Source organism: Methylobacterium sp. A52T (assembly GCF_053346095.1).
The window spans coordinates 16,481-36,137 of the sequence record NZ_JBKFBI010000051.1; the positions used below are offsets into that span (position 1 = coordinate 16,481).

At 72.4% G+C, this 19,657-nt stretch carries 11 protein-coding genes; 8 read left to right on the forward strand and 3 right to left on the reverse strand.

What is annotated here, in order from left to right; genetic code table 11:
- Window positions 1–3 precede the first annotated feature (3 nt).
- Together ACLBYE_RS14515 and ACLBYE_RS14520 are read right to left on the reverse strand one after the other, a co-directional pair.
- Window positions 4–1,536, reverse strand: a complete 1,533-nt coding sequence (locus ACLBYE_RS14515; protein WP_447694710.1) for a glycosyltransferase family 2 protein — start codon at window positions 1,534–1,536, stop codon at window positions 4–6.
- A 19-nt stretch (window positions 1,537–1,555) separates the two neighbouring features.
- Window positions 1,556–4,690, reverse strand: a complete 3,135-nt coding sequence (locus ACLBYE_RS14520) for a rhamnan synthesis F family protein (protein WP_447694711.1) — start codon at window positions 4,688–4,690, stop codon at window positions 1,556–1,558.
- A 619-nt stretch (window positions 4,691–5,309) separates the two neighbouring features.
- On the opposite strand from ACLBYE_RS14520, the gene ACLBYE_RS14525 reads away from it, so the two are divergent.
- The 7 genes from ACLBYE_RS14525 (at window position 5,310) to ACLBYE_RS14555 (ending at window position 17,449) form a co-directional block, all read left to right on the forward strand.
- Window positions 5,310–6,314 carry an AAA family ATPase gene (locus ACLBYE_RS14525; protein WP_447694712.1) on the forward strand — a complete coding sequence of 335 codons (1,005 nt, stop codon included), beginning with the start codon at window positions 5,310–5,312 and terminating at the stop codon, window positions 6,312–6,314.
- A gap of 2 nt (window positions 6,315–6,316) precedes the next feature.
- Window positions 6,317–7,228: a DUF58 domain-containing protein gene (locus ACLBYE_RS14530; protein WP_447694713.1), complete on the forward strand. Its 912-nt coding sequence runs from the start codon at window positions 6,317–6,319 to the stop codon at window positions 7,226–7,228.
- Between the two features lie 7 nt (window positions 7,229–7,235).
- Entirely contained in the window at window positions 7,236–10,055 is a 2,820-nt protein-coding gene (locus ACLBYE_RS14535) for a DUF4159 domain-containing protein (protein ID WP_447694714.1), read from the forward strand.
- 250 nt (window positions 10,056–10,305) lie between these two features.
- On the forward strand, window positions 10,306–12,387 hold the full coding sequence (locus ACLBYE_RS14540; protein ID WP_447694715.1) for a hypothetical protein: 2,082 nt from the start codon (window positions 10,306–10,308) through the stop codon (window positions 12,385–12,387).
- A 163-nt stretch (window positions 12,388–12,550) separates the two neighbouring features.
- Entirely contained in the window at window positions 12,551–14,476 is a 1,926-nt protein-coding gene (locus ACLBYE_RS14545) for an extracellular solute-binding protein (RefSeq protein ID WP_447694716.1), read from the forward strand.
- 14 nt (window positions 14,477–14,490) lie between these two features.
- Window positions 14,491–16,338 carry an extracellular solute-binding protein gene (locus tag ACLBYE_RS14550; RefSeq protein WP_447694717.1) on the forward strand — a complete coding sequence of 616 codons (1,848 nt, stop codon included), beginning with the start codon at window positions 14,491–14,493 and terminating at the stop codon, window positions 16,336–16,338.
- A gap of 4 nt (window positions 16,339–16,342) precedes the next feature.
- Window positions 16,343–17,449, forward strand: a complete 1,107-nt coding sequence (locus ACLBYE_RS14555; RefSeq protein ID WP_447694718.1) for a microcin C ABC transporter permease YejB — start codon at window positions 16,343–16,345, stop codon at window positions 17,447–17,449.
- A 19-nt stretch (window positions 17,450–17,468) separates the two neighbouring features.
- Here ACLBYE_RS14555 and ACLBYE_RS14560 read toward each other — a convergent pair whose 3' ends face one another.
- Window positions 17,469–17,960 (reverse strand): Rrf2 family transcriptional regulator, encoded by a 492-nt coding sequence (locus ACLBYE_RS14560; protein WP_447694719.1) that lies wholly within the window; start codon window positions 17,958–17,960, stop codon window positions 17,469–17,471.
- A 193-nt stretch (window positions 17,961–18,153) separates the two neighbouring features.
- Between ACLBYE_RS14560 and hmpA the strand changes: the two genes are divergently transcribed.
- Window positions 18,154–19,395: an NO-inducible flavohemoprotein gene (hmpA, locus tag ACLBYE_RS14565; RefSeq protein WP_447694720.1), complete on the forward strand. Its 1,242-nt coding sequence runs from the start codon at window positions 18,154–18,156 to the stop codon at window positions 19,393–19,395.
- The last annotated feature ends 262 nt before the right edge of the window (window positions 19,396–19,657 follow it).

Below are 19,657 nucleotides of genomic sequence, written 5' to 3' on the forward strand. Positions count from 1 at the left end.
CGCTCAGGCGGCGTCCGCCCGGCGCTCCGCGATCCAGCGCGTCGCGTCGGCCCGCGGGGCGACCACGTCGGTGTCGATGCGCAGCTGCGGGCTGTAGGCCGGATCCTCCGCGATGACGTCGCCCCAGCGGCGCAGGAAGCGCGCGATCTGCGATCCCGGCGCGAAGCTGGTCTGCCGCGAGGCGCTCTCGTGGTGCGCCATCTCGGCGAAGGGCGTGTAGACGATGCGGTAGCCGAGCTGCCGCATTTTCAGGCACAGGTCGACGTCGTTGAAGTCCAGGGCGAAGCCCTCGTCGAAGCCGTTGACCGCCTCGAGCACCGCCTTGCGGGTGGCGAAGAGCGCCCCGGTCACCGCCGAGCAGTCGCGCTGCGTCAGCGCCCAGTCGCCGTAGGTCGGCTCGGCCGCGTCCCGGTTGTACCAGGGGTGGGCGAACACGTCGAAGATGCCGCCGGTCATGCCCGCGTGCTGGATCTTGCCCGTGGGGAACAGCAGCCGGCCGCCGGCGCCGCCGACGCCGCGGTCCAGCGCGAAGGTCAGGAGCGCCTCGATCCAGCCGGGCCGGCGCACGACGAGGTCGTCGTTCATCAGGATGACGAGGTCGGTCTCGGCCGCGCGCCAGAGCGTGTTCATCTTGGCCGCGTAGTTGAACCGCTCGCCCGGAGCCCGGGTCGTCAGCAGGCGGGTCACCGTGAAGCGGTCGGAGCGGCCGCGGTAGATCGCGTCGTCGGCCACGTCGTCGCCGATCAGCACGCGGATCCGGTCGGCCGGGTAGGTGCTGCGGCCGAGACTGTCGAGCAGGTTGATCACGTGGGGCTTGGCGCCCTCGACGGCGCGGCCCTGATCGTCCTTCGGGCGGCTCTGGTTGGTCGGCACGACCAGGGTCACGGCCGGCCGCGCGTCGAAGCTCCGGCGGATCTCCAGCGTGTCCGGGGTCAGCCCCGGAGCGGTGCGCAGCGGCATGCCGGAGGTCTCGAACCAGCGGTCGAGGGCGTGGGCGCGCGCCGTGCGCGTCGCCTTCGGGCGCTCCAGCGGCGAGGCGATCAGGGTCTGTGGGATCCGGTCGATGCCGATCCCCGCGGAGATCGCGCAGAGCAGGAAGCGGAACCACGCGGCGCTGCCGTGGCGCAGGCCGAAATCGGGGCTCAGGCCGGCCAGGGCCGAGACGCGGATCAGCAGCGGGAAGCCGATATAGTCGTCGGCCATCAGGAGGGCCGGGTTGAAGGCCGGCTTGCAGTGGACGCTGCGGACCTGGCCGGCGCCGTCCACCACGGCGTCGTCGCCGTAGAAGATGCCGATATCGAGCCGCTCCGCCAGCGCGCGCATCAGGTGCGCCGCGAGGTCGGGGCGCAGCTCGGAGGCCGCGGGCGCGACGAAGATCGCCCGGCAGGCGGGGAACTGGCCGGCCGCGACCTGGGCGAGCCGGCGCTCGTCGAGGGGGCGGAGCTGCCCGTCGAGGGGCAGCGGCAGGATCGCGTCCGGCCACGGGAGCGTGCCCCACGAGGCCGACGGGGCCGGGACCGGCTTCTTCTTCAACACGGGTCGCGTCTCCGGGGATTCAGGACCGTTCGGCCGCGAGGAGGCGGGTCAGGCTCGCCTCCATGGCCCGCGCCACCGCGCCGATGGACAGCCGCTCGCGGATGCGCGCCCGGGCGGCGGCGCCGATCCGGGCCGCGTCGCCGCCGGTCACCGCCCGGGCCGCGTCGTTGAGGGCCCGGGTCAGGTCCGCCTCGTCCACCTGGCCCCACTCGGCGCCGCGCAGGTACGGGCCGTAGGTCTGGTCGAGGGCCGTGACCTCCGCCTTCACGGGGAAGCCGCAGGTGGCGTCGAGGAAGTCGCGGCAGCCGCCGTAATCGGTGGCGACCACGACCTTGCCCATCTCCATCGCCTCGGCGATCGTCAGGCCGAAGCCCTCCGAGGAGTGCGACGAGGCGTAGACCGCGCAGAGGTCGAACAGCGCGCCGAGCTCGTTCTGGGAGAGCGGCTGGTCGATCACCACGACGTCGCCGGACGTGCCCACGAGGTCGAGGAGCTTCTTGCCCTCCTCGGGTAGGTCGAACACGTGCTTGGTCTTGAGCACGAGCTGCCAGCCGGCCTGCCCGAGACCCGCCGCCCGGAACGCCCGGATCAGCGCGTGCGGGTTCTTGCGGGCGAGGTAGCTGGAGCCGTCGAAGGCGTAGAGGATCACCCGCCTGGACGGGTCGATCGCGAAGGCCTTGCGCAGGTTCGCCTTGGCGGCGGCGCTCACCGGCTCGCCGGCCTCGTTCTCGACCACGTAGGGCACGACGTCGACCGGGATGTCGGTGATCTGCCGGAAGATCGCCGCGCAGAACTCCGTGGGCGCCCAGATCGCGTCGAGGCCGTCGACGGTCGGCAGCCAGCCGCCGGGCACGTGGGAGGTCTCCCAGACGAACAGCCCGATCTTCAGCCGCGCCTCCGCGGCGATCGCCCGCTGCCGGTCACTCATCAGCGAGTGCCAGCTGTCGCCGTTGAAATGCACCAGCGCGACGTCGGCGGGGCCCGAGAAGGTCCGGGCCTGCCACGCGGGCGCCACCCGGGCGTGGACGTGGAACGGCCGTTCCATCGGGTGGACGTTCAGCGCGAAGGGGGTCCGATGCAGGGCGCGGGCGTAGCTCCGGGCCGCGACGCCGAGGCCGTTGGCGTAATTCATCGGCGAGACGTAGGCGACGCGCAGCGGCCGCTCCGGGGCCCGGGGCCGGCGCAGGTCCGCCCAGATCCTGGCGCCCGGATACGTGTAGGTCACGTCGAGCCGGTCGAGGTCGAAGCCGCGCTCGGCGATCGCCTCCCGCACCGCCGCCCCGCCGATCGCGGCGTGCTCGCCCAGCAGCGAGCGCTTCACGAACGGGAAGCCCTGGCTGAGCATGTTCTCCCAGTCGAACAGGGTGCGGTTGTTGCGCGGGTCGTTGACCAGCGACATGTGCTTGTTCTGGGCCGAGAACAGGCTGCGCATCCCGAGCCCGGCCGCCCGCATCCGCTGCGAGAAGGTCAGCTCGTACTCGGTGATGACCGCGTTCTTGTCCGGCCAGTTCGCCACCGACAGGAGGAAGTGGTTGAACGCGTAGGAGGACAGGCACCGCCGCTTCAGGCCGAGGAAGAAGCTCTGGAGGTGGTGGCTGTAGTAGAAATTGTCGGCGAGCCCGATCACCGCCTCCGGGAAAGCGTCGATCTTGGCGAGCAGGCCGGCGAAGTCGTCGCGGTCGAGGGGGCCGACGAGGCTGTCGTTGGCGAGGTAGAGCGTCTCGGAATCGAGGAGGTCGGTGTCCTCCAGGAGGACATGCGCCCAGGCGGCGAAGTCGAAGCCGCTGTTCTCGCGCAGGTAGACCGAGGCGCAGAGATCCAGGATCGCCTGCGGCACGGCGTTCTTGTGCTGGTCTGCGGCGATGATCAGGACGAGGTCGGTCCCGTTCTCCGCGAACGCCCGCAGGTACGGCTCGACGTGGCCGCGGATCCGCCCTTCGGGGCAGTGGGTGATGAACAGGGCCGTGCGGCCGTGCCGCCGGGGCTCGCGCTTCAGGCAGGACAGGCGCGCGTCGGAGGCTTCCGGCACCGCGGCCCCGGGCACGCGGCGGGTCAGGCGGCCCGCCTCCAGGCCGGTGGTGACGTAGTCGATCAGCGGGTTGAGACCGAGCGCCGCGACCTTCGGGTAGCGGGCGCGGTACCAGGGCGCGTCGAAGCGCGGCGACGGGCTCGTCGTGCGCCCGCCGTCGGCGAGGAAATGCGCCAGCGGGTTCTGCCCGGCCGCGTCGTCACCGAGGAAAGTCTCGGTGTACCAGCGCGTGGCGAACCAGGGGCCCGGATCGAGGCCCTCGGCGGCGCCGTGCTCCAGGTAATGGACCAGCGGGTTGAGGCTGTCGGCCCGCACCGCGGCGGACTGGGCCGCGTACCAGTCGGGATCGAACAGCGGGTGCGGCGCGTAGCGGCGGTAGCCGCCGGCCATCACGTAGTGCTCCAGGGGCTCGAGCCCGCTGGTCTCGGCCTCGGGGCAGCGCGCCCGGTAGAAGGCGGCGTCGAACAGGCCCGACCGCCGGATCAGGTCGACGTGCCGCGACAGGCCGGCGAACTCCTCCGGATTGCGCAGGTAGCCCTGCTTCCGGCCGGTCTCGAAGAAGTGGCTCAGCGCGTTGCCGCCGGCCGCGCGGGCATCCGGGTAGCGGGACAGGTACCAGGCGGTGTCGAACTGAGGCGACGGGTCGGTGTCGCCCCGCGACAGGAAGTCGGCGAACGCCCGGGCGCGGTGCTCGGCGCCGCCGAGGTAGCGCGTCGCGTACCAGTCCGGGTCGAACAGCGAATTGGGGCGGATGCCCGCCGCGGCGCCGCGGTCGAGGTAGTGGAGCAGCGGGTTGGTGCCCTCGGCCCGGAGGCCCGGGACGGAATCGAGGTAGAGGTCGCCGTGGAACAGCGGGTGCGGCCAGCGCCCCTCGCGCCCGCCATGGACCGCGTAGTGCACCGCCGGATCAATCCCCTCGCCGACCACGTCGGGGTAGCGCCTCGCGTACCAGGCCGGGTCGAACAGGCCGGATTCCTTGACCGCGCGGACAAGGTCCGCCTGGCGGGGTTCGGTGCGGCGGCGGCCCTTGAGGCGCCGGGTCAGCGGGCGCGCGAGGGACTGCGCCGCGCCGGCGAGGCCGGCCTTCTCCGACGATCCGACGACGAACACATCTCGAAGGCGCATGGTCAGGTCCGGATACGCGGGAAGCCCGCAAAGCTGCCCACGCCGCGATCCGCGAGAGACATCAGAGGGTTCGGCCGGTCCGGCGGTCGCGGGTGAGGATCGCCCCGGCTTGGGCGCCTTCCTAAAGGTCCGGGTCGCCGACGCCAAGAGCGGGGACCTCTCCGGGACGCGCGCGACCATCCCGGTCGGGGTCGCGCACTCTTCTATCACGGACCTTCAGGCACGGACCGTCAGGACGCACGCATCGCGACCGGAACCGCGGCGACCGAACGAAGGGCGGATCCCCTCTCCGGTGCGGGAGAGGGACAGGGTGAGGGATCAGCTCTGTCCGAGGAGGGCGCGATCTCACGGCGCTTCGAGGGCGTTCTCCATCCTGACGCGTCCCGTCCCTCACCCCAACCCTCTCCCGCTCGGGAGAGGGAGCCCGTCGCGCCCGGCCGGAATTTCGGTGTCCGACATCGCAGGCGGCTCCGGTCTCGGCGAGGGCGCCGGACGTCGCGAACGCGGCCGCGAACGGGCGTGCGGCGATCCCGACCTTGCCAGCCCGGCACCTGAAGCCCCACACTTGCGGGATTGGCCGGCGGGTCCCGCGGGGCCCGGGCAGGAGATGGATATCGGCATGACGCAGGGGATCAGCCCGGCCACCGCCCTGGACGACGGCATCGTGGCGACGGCGGAGAGCTGCCTCGCCGACGTCGGCGCGGCGCGGGAGGCGATCCACGGGGTGATCTTCGGCCAGGAGACGGTGGTCGATCTCGCACTCGTGACCATCCTGGCCGGCGGCCACGGCCTGCTGGTCGGCCTGCCGGGCCTCGCCAAGACCAAGCTGGTCGAGACGCTGGGCACCGTGCTCGGCCTCGACGCGCGGCGCGTGCAGTTCACGCCCGACCTGATGCCCTCCGACATCCTCGGCACCGAGATCCTGGAGGAGGACGCCGAGCGCCGCCGGGCCTTCCGGTTCGTGCAGGGGCCGGTCTTCACCCAGCTCCTGATGGCCGACGAGATCAACCGCGCGAGCCCGCGCACGCAGTCGGCGCTGCTGCAGGCCATGCAGGAGGGCCACGTCTCGGTGGCGGGCGCCCGCCACGACCTGCCCCGGCCGTTCCACGTGCTGGCCACGCAGAACCCGATCGAGCAGGAGGGCACCTACCCGCTGCCCGAGGCGCAGCTCGACCGCTTCCTCCTGGAGATCGACGTCGGCTACCCGGACCGCGCCGCCGAGCGGCGGATCCTGATCGAGACCACCGGCGTGGACGAGGCGCGCCCGCGGGCCGTGATGTCCACCGAGCAGCTGCTCACCGCCCAGCGCCTCGTGCGCCGGCTGCCGGTGGGCGAGGCCGTGGTCGAGGCGATCCTCGACCTCGTCCGCGCCGCCCGGCCGGACAGCGGCGACGCCATCGTGAAGGACAAGCTCCTCTGGGGGCCCGGCCCCCGCGCCAGTCAGGCGCTGACGCTCGCCGCCCGCGCCCGGGCGCTGATCGAGGGCCGGGTCGCGCCGTCGGTGGCCGACGTGAAGGCGCTCGCCGAGCCGGTGCTCAAGCACCGGATGGCGCTGAGCTACACCGCCCGCGCCGACGGCGAGACCATCGAGGGCCTGATCGCCAAGCTCGCGGAGAAGATCTGACTTTGGTCGGGACACACGCCCTCGACGCGGGCAGGCGCACCCCCGGCCGGCGCGAGAGCGAGGGCGCGACCGCCCTCTCCGACAAGATGCCCCGCCTCGTCCTGGAGGCGCGCCGCGTGTCGAGCCTGCTGGCCCACGGCCTGCACGGGCGACGGCGCGCCGGCCCCGGCGAGAGCTTCTGGCAGTTCCGACCCTTCGTCACCGGCGAGGCCGCGGCCCGCGTCGACTGGCGCCGCTCGGCCCGGGACGACCGGCTCTACGTCCGCGAGCGCGAATGGGAGGCCGCCCACAACATCTGGCTGTGGATCGACCGCTCGGCCTCGATGGGCTTCGTGTCGGATCTCGCCTCGGCCCCGAAGATCGAGCGCGCGCTCGTCCTCGGGCTCGCCCTGGCGGACGCCTTCGTGGAGGGCGGCGAGCGGGTGGGCCTGCTCGGCCTGACCCGCGCGAGCGCCTCCCGCGGCATCGTCGAGCGCCTGGCGCAGGCGCTCGTGGCCGACACGGCCGGCCTCACCCAGGACCTGCCGCCCCGGGCCAGCCCCGCCCGCTTCGACGAGGTGGTGCTGATCGGCGACTTCCTGACCGAGCCGGACCGGATCGCCGCGTCGGTGCAGAGCCTCGCCGGCCGCGGCAGCCGCGGCCATCTCCTCATGGTGGCGGATCCGATCGAGGAGACCTTCCCGTTCACCGGCCAGGCCGTCCTGCACGATCTCGAGGGCGGCCTCAGCCTCGACATCGGCGACGCCGACGCCTGGGGCGCGCGCTACCGCGCCCGGATCGCCGAGCACCGGGCGGCGCTCGCCGCCATCGCCCGCGGACAGGGCTGGACGCTGACGATCCACCGCACGGACCGGCCGGCCAGCGAGGCGGCCCTGCGGCTCGCCACGCTGATCGCCGCCCGCGGCACGGAGTGAGGCCGCCATGCTGGGTCTGACCTTCGCGGCGCCGCTGGCGCTCGCCGCCCTGATCGGCCTGCCGGCCCTGTGGTTCCTGCTGCGGGTGACCCCGCCGCGCCCGCGGCGGATCAACTTCCCGCCGCTGAAGCTCGTCGCCGACCTGATCCCGCAGCGGCAGACGCCGGCCCGGACGCCGCCCTGGCTGCTGATCCTCCGGCTCCTGATCGCCGCCGCCCTGATCCTCGCGGTGGCGGGCCCGGTCTGGAACGCCGGGGGCGTCGGGGCCGGGGGCGGCCGCAGCGCGCTCCTCGTGCTCCTCGACAACGGCTTCCCCGCCGCCCACGACTGGCGCGACCGCCTGCGCGTCGCCACGGACGCGGTGGAGGGCGCCGCCCGGGACGGACGGCCCGTCGCGGTGATCGGCCTCGCCGACGCCCCCGCGGCCTTCGAGGCGAAGACCCCGGCCGCCGCCCTGGAGCGCCTGCGCGCCCTCGCGCCGCGCCCGATCCTCCCCACCCGCGACGCGCATCTCGCGACGATCGAGACCTTCCTCGACAAGAACCGGGGCGCCGGCCTCGTCTGGATCAGCGACGGCGTCGCCGGCGCGGGCGACACGCGCTTCGCCAAGGGCCTCGCCGACCTCGCAGGCGACAGGGGCGCGGCCCTCACGGTGCTGCGGGCCGACAGGCCGCCGGCCCTCGCCCTGACCGCCACCGAGAACGCCGGCAAGCTCGTGACCCACGTCCTGCGGGCGGCGCCGAACGGGCGCGATGCCGGCGTGATCCGGGCGCTCGACCAGAAGGGCCTGCCGCTCGCCGAGCGCGACTTCGCCTTCGCGGCCGACGCCACCGAGGCGGACGCGACCTTCGAGATGCCGGTGGAACTGCGCAACAGCATCAGCCGGCTGGAGATCGCGGGCGAGCGCTCGGCCGGCGCCGTGGTACTGCAGGACGAGCGCGGCAAGCGACGCCGGGTCGGGCTCGTGTTCGGCGGCACCCTCGACCAGGCGCAGCCGCTCCTGGCACCGACCTACTACCTGTCGCGGGCGCTCCAGCCCTTCGCGGACGTGCAGGAGCCGCGGGGCGCCAAGGGCACGGCGGACTCGATCAACCAGCTCCTCGACAATCAGGTCTCGGTCCTCGTGCTGGCCGATGTCGGCGCCCTCGACGAGAAGACCACCGCGCGGATCGAGAGCTTCGTGAAGGACGGCGGGATGCTGCTGCGCTTCGCCGGCCCGCGGCTCGCCGCCGGCAACGACCCGCTGGTGCCGGTGCGGCTGCGGCGGGGCGGCCGGACCCTAGGCGGCACGCTCTCCTGGGACAGCCCCAAGACCCTGGCCCCGTTCCCGCCCGAGAGCCCCTTCGCGGGCCTGACGCCGCCGGCCGATATCGGCGTGCGCCGCCAGATCCTGGCCGAGCCGGACGGCGACCTGCCGAGCCGGACCTGGGCGTCGCTCCAGGACGGCACGCCGATCGTCACCGCGCAGAAGCGCGGCCAGGGCACGATCGTGCTGTTCCACGTCACCGCCGACACCACGTGGTCGAACCTGCCGCTCTCTGGCCTGTTCATCGACATGCTCCGGCGCGTCGTGGCGCTGGCCGGCGCCGCGGCGCCGGTCCAGGGCGATGCCGCGCGGGCCGCCGCCCCGGTGCTCGCGCCGCGGGTGACCCTCGATGGCTTCGGCGCGCTGGGCTCGCCGCCGGCCTCGGCCACCGCGGTGTCGGCCGACTACGCCGACCGGGCGAACCTCGAACATCCGCCGGGCTTCTACGGCCCGCCGGACGGAGGCATCAGCGTGAACGCCCTGAAACCGGATGAGCGGCTGAAGCCCCTCGACACCGCCGCGCTCGAGGGCGCCCGGTTCGGGTCCCTCGCCGGCGCCGAGACCCTGGACCTGCGGCCGAGCCTGTTCACCCTGGCGCTGCTGCTGCTGGCGCTCGACACCCTGGCGGGGCTGTGGCTCGGCGGCTTCCTGCGCCGCGGCGGTCTGGCGGCCCGCCTGCGCGGCCGGCCGGCCGCGCTGGCCCTCGCCGGCCTCGTCCTGCTCGCCGCCCTGCCGGCGCGACCGGTCCGCGCGGAGGAGCCGCCGGCCAACCGGCCGAACGGCATCGAATCGGCGCTGGTCACGCGCCTCGCCTACGTGATCACGGGCGACGCCGCCGTCGACGAGGCGAGCCGCACCGGCCTCACCGGCCTGACCCAGATGCTGGCCGCGCGCACCGCGCTGGAGCCGGGCGAGCCCGCCGGGATCGATCCGGCGAAGGACGAGCTGGCCTTCTACCCGCTGATCTACTGGCCGATCGCCCCGAACCGGCCGCAGCCCTCGGACGTCGCGATCCGCAAGATCGACGCGTTCATGCGCAACGGCGGCACGGTCCTGTTCGACACCCGCGACGCGCTCACCGCGCGGCCGGGCGGGCCGCCCACCCCGGAGGGAGCCTATCTGCGGAAGATGCTCGCGACCCTCGAGGTGCCGGAACTGGAGCCGGTGCCCCTCGACCACGTGCTGACCAAGGCCTTCTACCTCGTGGACAGCTTCCCCGGCCGCTACGCCACGGGCCAGACCTGGGTGGAGGCGCTGCCGCCGGCCGCGGAAGGCGCCGAGCGCCGCCCGGCGCGCGCCGGCGACGGCGTGAGCCCGATCATCATCACCGGCAACGACCTCGCCGCCGCCTGGGCGGTGGGGCGCCGGGGCGAGCCGCTCTACCCGGTCGTGGGCGGCGACCAGCGCCAGCGCGAGATGGCGTTCCGGGGCGGCGTGAACATCGTGATGTACACGCTCACCGGGAACTACAAGGCGGACCAGGTCCACGTGCCCGCGCTGCTGGAGCGGCTGGGGCAGTGATGGTTTCGGACAGACAGCGCAGCGCCATTCCGCCCGCGGTCATGACGCGCGGCCCTTTCCCGGACGCCTGGAACGCAGTGGAAGGTGATCCGGGACCCAGCGCGAAAAGCGCCGCGCAGCGGCACAGCATGAGCCATCCGGACGCTTCGCGACGTCTCGTGCTGGATCCCGGGTCACATTCCGCTGACGCTCCATGCGCCCGGGAAAAGGATAGCGCTTCGACAAACCAGATGCTTGAGGCCGGACCGTCATGCTGAGCCTCAGCTTCACGCCCCTCCTGCCCTGGCCGGCCATCGCCGTCCTCGGCGCGATCGTCGCCGTCCTGGCGGTGTTCGCCGTCCTGGCCCGGGGCCGGACCGCGCTGCTGCGCGTCCTCGTCCTCGCCCTGGTGCTGGCGGCGCTCACCAACCCGGCGCTGGTGCGCGAGGACCGGGAGCCCGTGAAGGACGTGGCCGCCATCGTGGTCGACCGGTCCGGGTCCCAGCAGCTCGGCGACCGGCCGCAGATGACCGACGCGGTCCGCGCCGAGCTGCAGCGCCGGTTCGGCGCGCTCACCGATATCGAGCCCCGCTTCATCGACGTGCCCGATTCCAAGGACGGCGACGACGGCACCAAGCTGTTCACGGCCCTGAGCCAGGCGCTGGCCGACGTCCCGCCGGAGCGTCTCGCCGGGATCGTGATGCTCACCGACGGCGTGGTGCACGACATCCCGTCCTCGCTGGCCCAGCTCGGCATCAAGGCGCCGCTCCACGTCCTCGTCACCGGACACCCGGACGAGCGCGACCGGCAGATCAAGCTCCTGGAGGCGCCGCGCTTCGGCATCGTCGGCAAGGACCTGACGATCCGCGCCGAGGTCATGGAGCGCGGCGGGACCGGCCACGCGGTCGTCACCGTGCGCCGCGACGGCGAGGAGATCGGCCGGCGGGACGTCGCCACCGACAAGCCGTTCTCCCTGAACCTGCGCATCGAGCACGGCGGCCCGAACGTGGTGGAGATCGAGGTCGAGCCGCTGCCGGGCGAGCTCACCACGGTGAACAACCGGGCGGTCCTGCCGATCGAGGGCATCCGCGAGAAGCTCCGGGTGCTGCTCGTCTCGGGCGAGCCGCACCAGGGCGAGCGCACGTGGCGCAACCTCCTGAAGTCGGACGCCAACGTCGACCTCGTCCACTTCACCATCCTGCGCCCGCCGGAGAAGCAGGACGGCACGCCGATCTCGGAACTCTCCCTGATCGCGTTCCCGACGCGCGAGCTGTTCGTCCAGAAGATCAAGGACTTCGACCTGATCATCTTCGACCGCTACGCCAACCAGAGCGTGCTGCCGCAGGCCTATTTCGACAACATCGTCCGCTACGTCCGCGAGGGCGGCGCCCTGCTGATCGCCGCCGGCCCCGAATTCGCCGGACCGGCCAGCCTCGCCCGCACGCGGCTCGCCGGCATCCTGCCCGGCGACCCCGACGGCCGAGTTGTCGAGAAGCCCTACAAGGCGACGCCGACGCAAGTCGGCCAGCGCCACCCGGTGACCCGCGCCCTGCCGGGCTCGGACGCGAACCCGCCCGCCTGGGGCGACTGGCTGCGCATCGTCGAGGCCCGCACCCGGCCGGGGATCCAGCCGATCCTGTCGGGGGCCGAGGGCCTGCCGCTGCTCGCGCTGTCGCGCGAGGACAAGGGCCGCGTCGCCCTGCTCCTGTCCGACCACGCCTGGCTCTGGGCGCGGGGCTATCAGGAGGGCGGCCCCTATCTCGACCTGCTGCGCCGCCTCGGCCACTGGCTGATGAAGGAGCCGGCCCTGGAGGAGGAGGCGCTGCGCGCCCAGACCACCGGGCGCGGCCGCGAGGTGCGGGTCGAGCGCCAGACGATGGCGGACCAGGCCGATCCGGTCACCGTCACGGGCCCCACCGGCAAGGTGACGACGCTGACGCTCAAGCCCCAGGAGCCCGGCCTGTTCACCGCGACCTTCGACGCGGAGACCCTGGGCCTGCACACCCTGCGGTCGGGCAACCTCGTGGCCTTCGTCAGCGTCGGGCCGGCCAACCCGCGCGAGCTCGCCGACGTGTTCAGCGACACCGAGCGCCTGAAGGCCGCGGCCGACGGGTCGGGCGGCTCGGTCCGCCGGGTCGCCGAGACCGGCGGCATCCAGGTGCCGCGCCTCGCGCTTGTGCGCGGCGGCCGCCTCGCCGGCAGCGACTGGATCGGCTTCCGGCCGAGCGACAGCGCCAACATCCGCGGCGTCGAGGTCTACCCGCTGGCGCTCGGCCTCGCGGCCCTCGCCGCGCTGGCGGCCGCCCTGCTCGCCATGTGGCTGGTCGAGGGCCGGCGGGGGCGGGCGGCGTGACGCGGACCCGCGGCGGGCGCGCGCCTTCGGCCCCGCGCGATCCCCGTGCGGCGGCGTGCGCCCCCGCATGGTCGACGGGCGGCGGTCCGCGTCCTATGACCCCCTGACATGTCGAGAGAGTCCGCGTCCGGCGCGGGCTCGCACCAACGGAGACAGCCTGCCCGTGACAGCGCAGACCGTGACTGGACGCCTCCTCGCCGCGACGCTCCTCGTCGCCTGCCTCCAGCTCGCCCCGGCCCGCGCGCAGGAACCGGCCGCGATGCCGTCGACGCCGCCTGCCTCGCCGGCCACCCTGCCGGCCGCCAACGGCCAGTGGACCCACGCGATCACGCTGATGGGCCAGCCGAAATACGGCCCCGACTTCAAGCATTTCGACTACGCCGACCCGGCCGCGCCCAAGGGCGGGATGGTCCGGTTCGGGGCCCAGGGCGGGTTCGACAATTTCAACATCGTCGTCGCCGGCCTGAAGGGCGACCTCGAGAACGGCATCCAGCAGATCTACGATCCGCTGATGACCGAGTCGTCGGACGAGCCGTTCACCTCCTACGGCCTGCTCGCCGAGGCGGTGCGGATCGCCCCCGATCTCGGCTCGGTCTCGTACCGGCTGCGCGAGAACGCCCGCTGGCACGACGGCAAACCGATCACGCCCGAGGACGTGGTCTGGTCCTTCGACGTGCTGAAGGCCAACAGCCCGTTCTACGCCGCCTACTACCAGACGGTGGCCAAGGCCGAGGTGACTGGGCCGCACGAGGTGACCTTCACCTTCACCGAGACCGGCAACCGCGAGTTGCCGCAGGTGATCGGGCAGCTGCGCGTCCTGCCCAAGCACTGGTGGACCGCCAAGGATTCCAACGGCAAGCCGCGCAGCGTCACCGAGACGACACTGGAGCCGCCGCTGGGCTCGGGCCCCTACCGCCTCGCGAAGTTCGAGCCGGGTCGCACGACCACCTACACCCGCGTGCCCGATTACTGGGGCAAGGACCTGCCGGTGAACGCCGGGCGCTACAACTTCGACACCGAGCGCTACGAGTATTTCCGCGACGGCACCGTGCTGGTCGAGGCGCTGAAGGGCGATCTCTACGATTTCCGGATCGAGAACATCGCCCGGAACTGGGCGACCGCCTACGAGGATTTCCCGGCCGTGAAGGAGGGCCGGCTGATCAAGGAGGCGTTCCCCGAGCGCGGCATGGGCATCATGCAGGCCTTCGCGTTCAACACGCGCCGGGACAAGTTCAGGGATCCGCGCGTCCGTCGGGCGTTCAACCTCGCGATGAACTACGAGGAGATGAACAAGGCGCTGTTCTACGGCCTGTACAAGCGCATCAACTCCTACTTCTTCGGCTCGGAGCTGGCCTCCTCGGGCCTGCCCGAGGGCGAGGAGAAGGCGATCCTCGAGAGCGTCAAGGACAAGGTCCCGGCCTCGGTCTTCACCACCCCCTACGCCAACCCGGTCAACGACGGCCCCGAGGCGGTGCGCAAGAACCTCCGCGAGGCCGTCGGCCTGCTGCGCGAGGCCGGCTACGAGCTGCGCGGCGGCAAGATGGTCAGCAAGGCCACCGGCGAGCCGCTGACCGTCGAGTTCCTGGAGTTCCAGAACACCTTCGAGCGGGTCATCCTGCCGTTCTCGGCGCAGCTGAAGCTGATCGGCATCGATGCCACCCTGCGGGTCATCGACCAGGCGCAATACCAGAACCGCATGCGCAACTTCGACTTCGACGTCACCACGGCGTCGTGGGGCGAGTCGCTCTCGCCGGGCAACGAGCAGCGCGAGTTCTGGGGCTCGGCCGCGGCCGACAAGCCCGGCTCGCGCAACCTGATCGGGATCAAGGATCCCGGCATCGACGCCCTGATCGAGAAGGTGATCTTCGCCAAGGACCGGCACACCGTGATCGCGGCGACGCGGGCCCTGGACCGGGTGCTCCTCGCCCACGACTACGTCGTCCCGCAATGGTCCTCCGACCAGCAGCGGACGCTGCGCTGGAACCGGTTCGGCCACCCGGCGATCCTGCCGCTCTACGCCAGCTCCGGCTTCCCGACGACGTGGTGGTACGACGAGAAGCTCGCCGCCAAGACCGGGGCGCCCCGTTGACGGGCGGTCCCGGCATGCCGACCCGGCGCGGGCTGGTCCTCGGGGCCGGCGCCCTCGCGGCGATGCCGCCGTGGCGCCCCGCCCGGGCGGCCGACGCGCAGGAGCGCCACGGCCTGTCCAGCTTCGGCGAGCTCAAATACGGCCCGGACTTCGCGCATTTCGACTACGTGAACCCGATGGCGCCCCGCGGCGGGCGCTTCTCGGCGCAGCTCGCCGCGACGACCGGCAACCAGTCGCTCAACACCTTCAACACGCTCAACGTCTACGTGCTGCGCGGCGACGGGGCCGCCGGCATGCCCCTGACCTTCGACAGCCTGATGGTCCGGGCCCTCGACGAGCCGGACGCCCTCTACGGGCTGGTGGCCCGCGCCGTCACGGTCAGCCCGGACGGCCTGACCTACACCTTCGCGCTGCGCCCGCAGGCGCGGTTCCACGACGGCTCGCCGCTGACCGCGCGGGACGCGGCCTTCAGCCTCAAGCTCCTGCGCGACAAGGGCCACCCCGAGATCGCCGAGGTGATCCGGCCCATGACCGACGCCCGGGCCGAGGGCGACGGGCGGCTCGTGGTGACCTTCGAGCCGGGCCGCGCCCGGGACCTGCCGCTGTTCGTCGCGCAACTGCCGCTCTTCTCCGCCGCCTACTACGCCGGCCGGGACTTCGAGGCCTCGAGCCTGGAGGCGCCGCTCGGTTCCGGCCCCTACCGGGTCGGCACCGTCGATCCGGGCCGGTCCATCGGCCTCGAGCGCGTGCCGGATTACTGGGCCGCCGAGCTGCCGGTGAATGTCGGCCAGAACAACTTCGACGCGATCCGCTACGAGTATTTCCGCGACCGCACCGTGGCCTTCGAGGCGTTCAAGAGCGGCGCCTTCACGTTCCGCGAGGAGTTCACCGCCCGGGTCTGGGCCACCGGCTACGACTTCCCGGCGATGAATGAGGGCCGCGTCGTCCGCGAGACGGTGCCGGACGCGCGGCCGAGCGGCACGCAGGGCTGGTGGATCAACACCCGGCGCGCGGCGTTCCGCGACCCGCGGGTGCGCGAGGCGATCGGCCTGTGCTTCGATTTCGAGTGGTCGAACCGCAACCTGATGTACGGCGCCTACGCGCGCACGGCCTCGTTCTTCGAGAATTCCGACCTCAAGGCGACCGGCAAGCCCTCGGCCGAGGAACTCGCGCTGCTGGAGCCGTTCAAGGACCTGCCGCCCGAGGTGTTCGGCGAGGCCTGGGCGCCGCCGGTCTCCGACGGGTCCGGCCAGGACCGGGCCCTCCTGAAGCGCGCCGACGCGCTCCTGCGGGATGCCGGCTGCACCCGCCAGGGCGGCAACCTGCTGCTGCCCGGCGGCCAGCCCCTGACCCTCGAGTTCCTCGACGAGGATCCGGTCTTCCAGGCGGTCACGCAGCCGTTCATCCGCAACCTCGGACTGCTCGGCATCAGGGCGAGCCTGCGCACGGTCGACCCGTCCCAGTACCAGGCGCGGCTGAAGGATTTCGACTTCGACGTCACGCCGCGCCGCTACAGCAGCGGGCTCACTCCCGGCGCGGAGCTGCGCGAGACCTACGGGTCCCGCTCCGCCGGGACCGCGGGCTCGAACAACCTCTCGGGGATCGCGAGCCCGGCGATCGACGCGCTGCTCACCGCCGTCGCCGACGCGACGTCGCGGGCGGACCTGACCACCGCCTGCCGGGCGCTGGACCGGGTCCTGCGGGCCGGGCGCTACTGGGTGCCGATGTGGTACGCCTCGACCCACCGCCTCGCCCTCTGGGACGTGTACGGCCGCCCGGCGACCCCGCCGAAATACGACCTCGGCGCCCCCGGGACGTGGTGGTTCGACGCCGACAAGGCCAAGCGGATCGGGCGGGACTGACGCCATGCTCGCCTACATCCTGCGCCGCATCGGCCTGATGATCCCGACCCTGTTCGGGATCATGCTGATCACCTTCACCATCGTGCAGTTCGCCCCCGGCGGACCGGTGGAGCGGGTGCTGTCGCAGCTCCAGGGCCAGCGCGACGGGGCCATGTCCCGCGTCACCGGCGGCGCGGGCGACCTCGGCGGCGCCAGCCGGCCGTCGGGCGGCGGCGGCGACGCCAGTTCCCGCTACCGCGGCGCCCAGGGGTTGAGCCCGGAATTCATCGCCAAGCTCGAGAAGCAGTTCGGCTTCGACAAGCCGGCGCCCGAGCGCTTCGCCAAGATGCTCTGGGACTACGTCCGGTTCGATTTCGGCAGCAGCTACTTCCGCGACGTCACGGTCATCCAGCTGATCAAGGAGCGCCTGCCGGTCTCGATCTCGCTGGGCCTGTGGATGACGCTGCTGTCCTACGCGATCTCGATTCCGCTCGGCATCCGCAAGGCCGTGGCGGACGGCACGCGCTTCGACCGCGCGACCTCCTTCGTGGTGATCATCGGCTACGCGATCCCGGGCTTCATGTTCGGGCTGATGCTCATCATCCTGTTCGCCGGCGGCTCGTTCTACCAGTGGTTCCCGCTGCGCGGCCTGACCAGCGAGGGCTGGGAGAGCTTCTCGCCCTGGCACAAGGTGACCGACTACGCGTGGCACATGGTGCTGCCGCTGACCGCCCTGGTGATCGGCGCCTTCGCCACCTCGACCCTGCTGACCAAGAACTCGTTCCTCGACGAGATCCGCAAGCAGTACGTGCTGACCGCGCGGATGAAGGGGCTGTCCGAGCGGCGCGTGCTCTACGGGCACGTGTTCCGCAACGCCATGCTGATCGTGATCGCGGGCTTCCCCGGTGCCTTCATCTCGGCCTTCTTCACCGGCTCGCTGCTCATCGAGACGATCTTCTCCCTCGACGGCCTGGGCGAGCTGTCGTTCCGGGCGATCGTCGGGCGCGACTATCCGGTGGTGTTCGCCACGCTCTACATCTTCTCGCTGCTCGGGCTCGCGGTGAACCTGCTGTCCGACCTGATCTACGTCTGGATCGACCCGCGGATCGATTTCTCGGCGCGGGCGACCTGACCCCGCGGCGCGCGGATCCTCAGGTCTCCGGGAGGCTCGCGGCGCCGGCCGGCACCGGCGGCTCGTCGCGCGGGGGGCCGGCCAGGCCCAGCAGCGCCGCGATGGCGTCGCCGTCCGGCGCGCCGAGGAGGTCCGCCAGGGTGTAGCGGTCGAGGACGGCGAGGAACGCCGCCAGGGCCTCCCCCAGCACCCGCCGGAGCCGGCACGGGGCCGTGATGGCGCAGGCGCCGCCGCCGAAGCACTCGACCAGCGCCAGATCGTCCTCGGTCTGGCGCACCACCGCACCGACGACGATCTCCTCCGGCGGCTTCGCCAACCGAAGACCGCCGCCCCGGCCGCGGATCGTCCGGATCAGGCCGAGCCGACCCAGCTGGTGAACCACCTTGGTCAGGTGGTTCTCCGAGATGCCGTAGGCGCGCGCGATCCCGGCGATCGAACATTGCTCGGGCTCGTGGAGCCCGACGTAGATCAGCGTGCGCAACGCGTAATCCGTGTAGCGGGTCAGGCGCATCTCAACTCCAGAAGACGATCCGTGCCGTGGGGCGATGCGATGTCCGCCGCGGTCCGAGTCCGTACGCGCAGCCGCGGACCGGCACCACCGCCGGCAGGCGAACGGGCGCCGTCGCTATAAGATGTATTTATCTTGCATCTTTTCGAGGGGGTCGTTAAAAGAAGCATGTCGTATGCACCTTTTGAGCTGTGCCATGCCCGCGCCCCTCTCCCCCGCCACCGTCGCTCTCATCAAGGCCACCGTGCCGGCCCTGGAGGCCCAAGGCCTCGCCATCACGAAGCGCATGTACGAGCGCCTGTTCGAGAACGCCGAGATCCGCGACCTCTTCAACCAGTCCCACCACGGCGAGACCGGCTCTCAGCCGAAGGCCCTGGCCCAGGCCGTGCTCGCCTACGCCCGCAACATCGACAATCTCGGCGTCCTGGCGGGCGCGGTGGAGCGCATCGCGCAGAAGCACGTCGCCCTGAACATCCTGCCGGAGCACTACCCGCACGTGGCCGAAGCCCTCCTCGGCGCGATCGGGGACGTCCTCGGTGACGCCGCCACGCCGGAGATCGCCACGGCCTGGGGGGAGGCCTACTGGTTCCTGGCGGAACTGCTGATCGGCCGGGAGGCCGCGATCTACCGCGACCACGCCTCCGAGCCGGGCGGCTGGAACGGCTGGCGCGATTTCGTGGTCGACAGCGTGACCCAGGAGAGCGAGACGATCCGCTCGTTCGTCCTGGTGCCGGCCGACGGTGGCCCGGTGCTGCGGCATCGGCCGGGACAGTATCTCGGCTTCCTCCTAGACCTGCCAGGCCGCGGGGTGCTGAAGCGGAACTACTCGGTGTCCTGCGCGCCGAACGACCGGGCCTACCGCATCACCGTCAAGCGCGAGGCGGCGCCGGGCCGCCCGGCCGGGATCGCCTCGAACTGGCTGCACGACCACGCGCGGCCCGGCACCGTGCTGAAGGTCGCCGCCCCGGCGGGGGACTTCAGCCTCGACGCCGAGCGCGACGCGCCCGTGGTGCTGGTCAGCGGCGGCGTCGGGCTGACCCCGATGATCAGCATGCTCGAGACCATCGCGGCGGACAGCCCGGACCGGCCGACCTGGTACGTCCACGGCGCCCTGTTCGGCCGCGTGCACGCCCTGAGCGACCACGCCAAGTCGCTCGCGGCGCAGGCCCGCAACGCCACGCTCGTGACCTTCTACGCGGAGCCCGAAGCCGCGGACCGGCCGGGTGAGCACTACGACGTCCAGGGCCTGATCACGGCGGACTGGCTCGCGGAGCACACGCCGCACGACCGCGCGACCTACTACCTGTGCGGTCCCAAGCCGTTCCTGCGGGATCTCGCCACCGGCCTGTTGCGCCGCGGCGTCCCGGTCGAGCGGGTGAAGTTCGAGTTCTTCGGCCCGGCCGACGAGCTGTTCGAGGAGCCCCGGCAGGCGGCCTAGAGCCGTTCCCGATCGGGTTGGGACGCAGGCGATCGGCGAGCCCGTGCCGAACGAGGCGCGGGTCCCCTCTCCCGTGCGGGAGAGGGACAGGGTGAGGGCTGAGAACAGTCCGGACGAGTCGCGGCCTGTACGGGCATCGGCGGCCTGGTCAGTCCTGATCCTTCTCGTCCCTCACCCCACCCCTCTCCCGCACGGGAGAGGGGGCCTGACGCGGCTGGCGAGACCGGGCTCGCCGTCCTTCCCGACCCTTGCAACGTGGTCG

Bases quoted from the DNA above. Each gene is read 5' to 3' on its own strand.
- ACLBYE_RS14525 (WP_447694712.1), top strand. From the start codon at position 5,310: ATGACGCAGGGGATCAGCCCGGCCACCGCCCTGGACGACGGCATCGTG.
- ACLBYE_RS14520 (WP_447694711.1), bottom strand. From the start codon at position 4,690: ATGCGCCTTCGAGATGTGTTCGTCGTCGGATCGTCGGAGAAGGCCGGC.
- ACLBYE_RS14535 (WP_447694714.1), top strand. From the start codon at position 7,236: ATGCTGGGTCTGACCTTCGCGGCGCCGCTGGCGCTCGCCGCCCTGATC.
- hmpA (WP_447694720.1), top strand. From the start codon at position 18,154: ATGCCCGCGCCCCTCTCCCCCGCCACCGTCGCTCTCATCAAGGCCACC.
- ACLBYE_RS14550 (WP_447694717.1), top strand. From the start codon at position 14,491: ATGCCGACCCGGCGCGGGCTGGTCCTCGGGGCCGGCGCCCTCGCGGCG.
- ACLBYE_RS14540 (WP_447694715.1), top strand. From the start codon at position 10,306: ATGCTGAGCCTCAGCTTCACGCCCCTCCTGCCCTGGCCGGCCATCGCC.
- ACLBYE_RS14560 (WP_447694719.1), bottom strand. From the start codon at position 17,960: ATGCGCCTGACCCGCTACACGGATTACGCGTTGCGCACGCTGATCTAC.
- ACLBYE_RS14555 (WP_447694718.1), top strand. From the start codon at position 16,343: ATGCTCGCCTACATCCTGCGCCGCATCGGCCTGATGATCCCGACCCTG.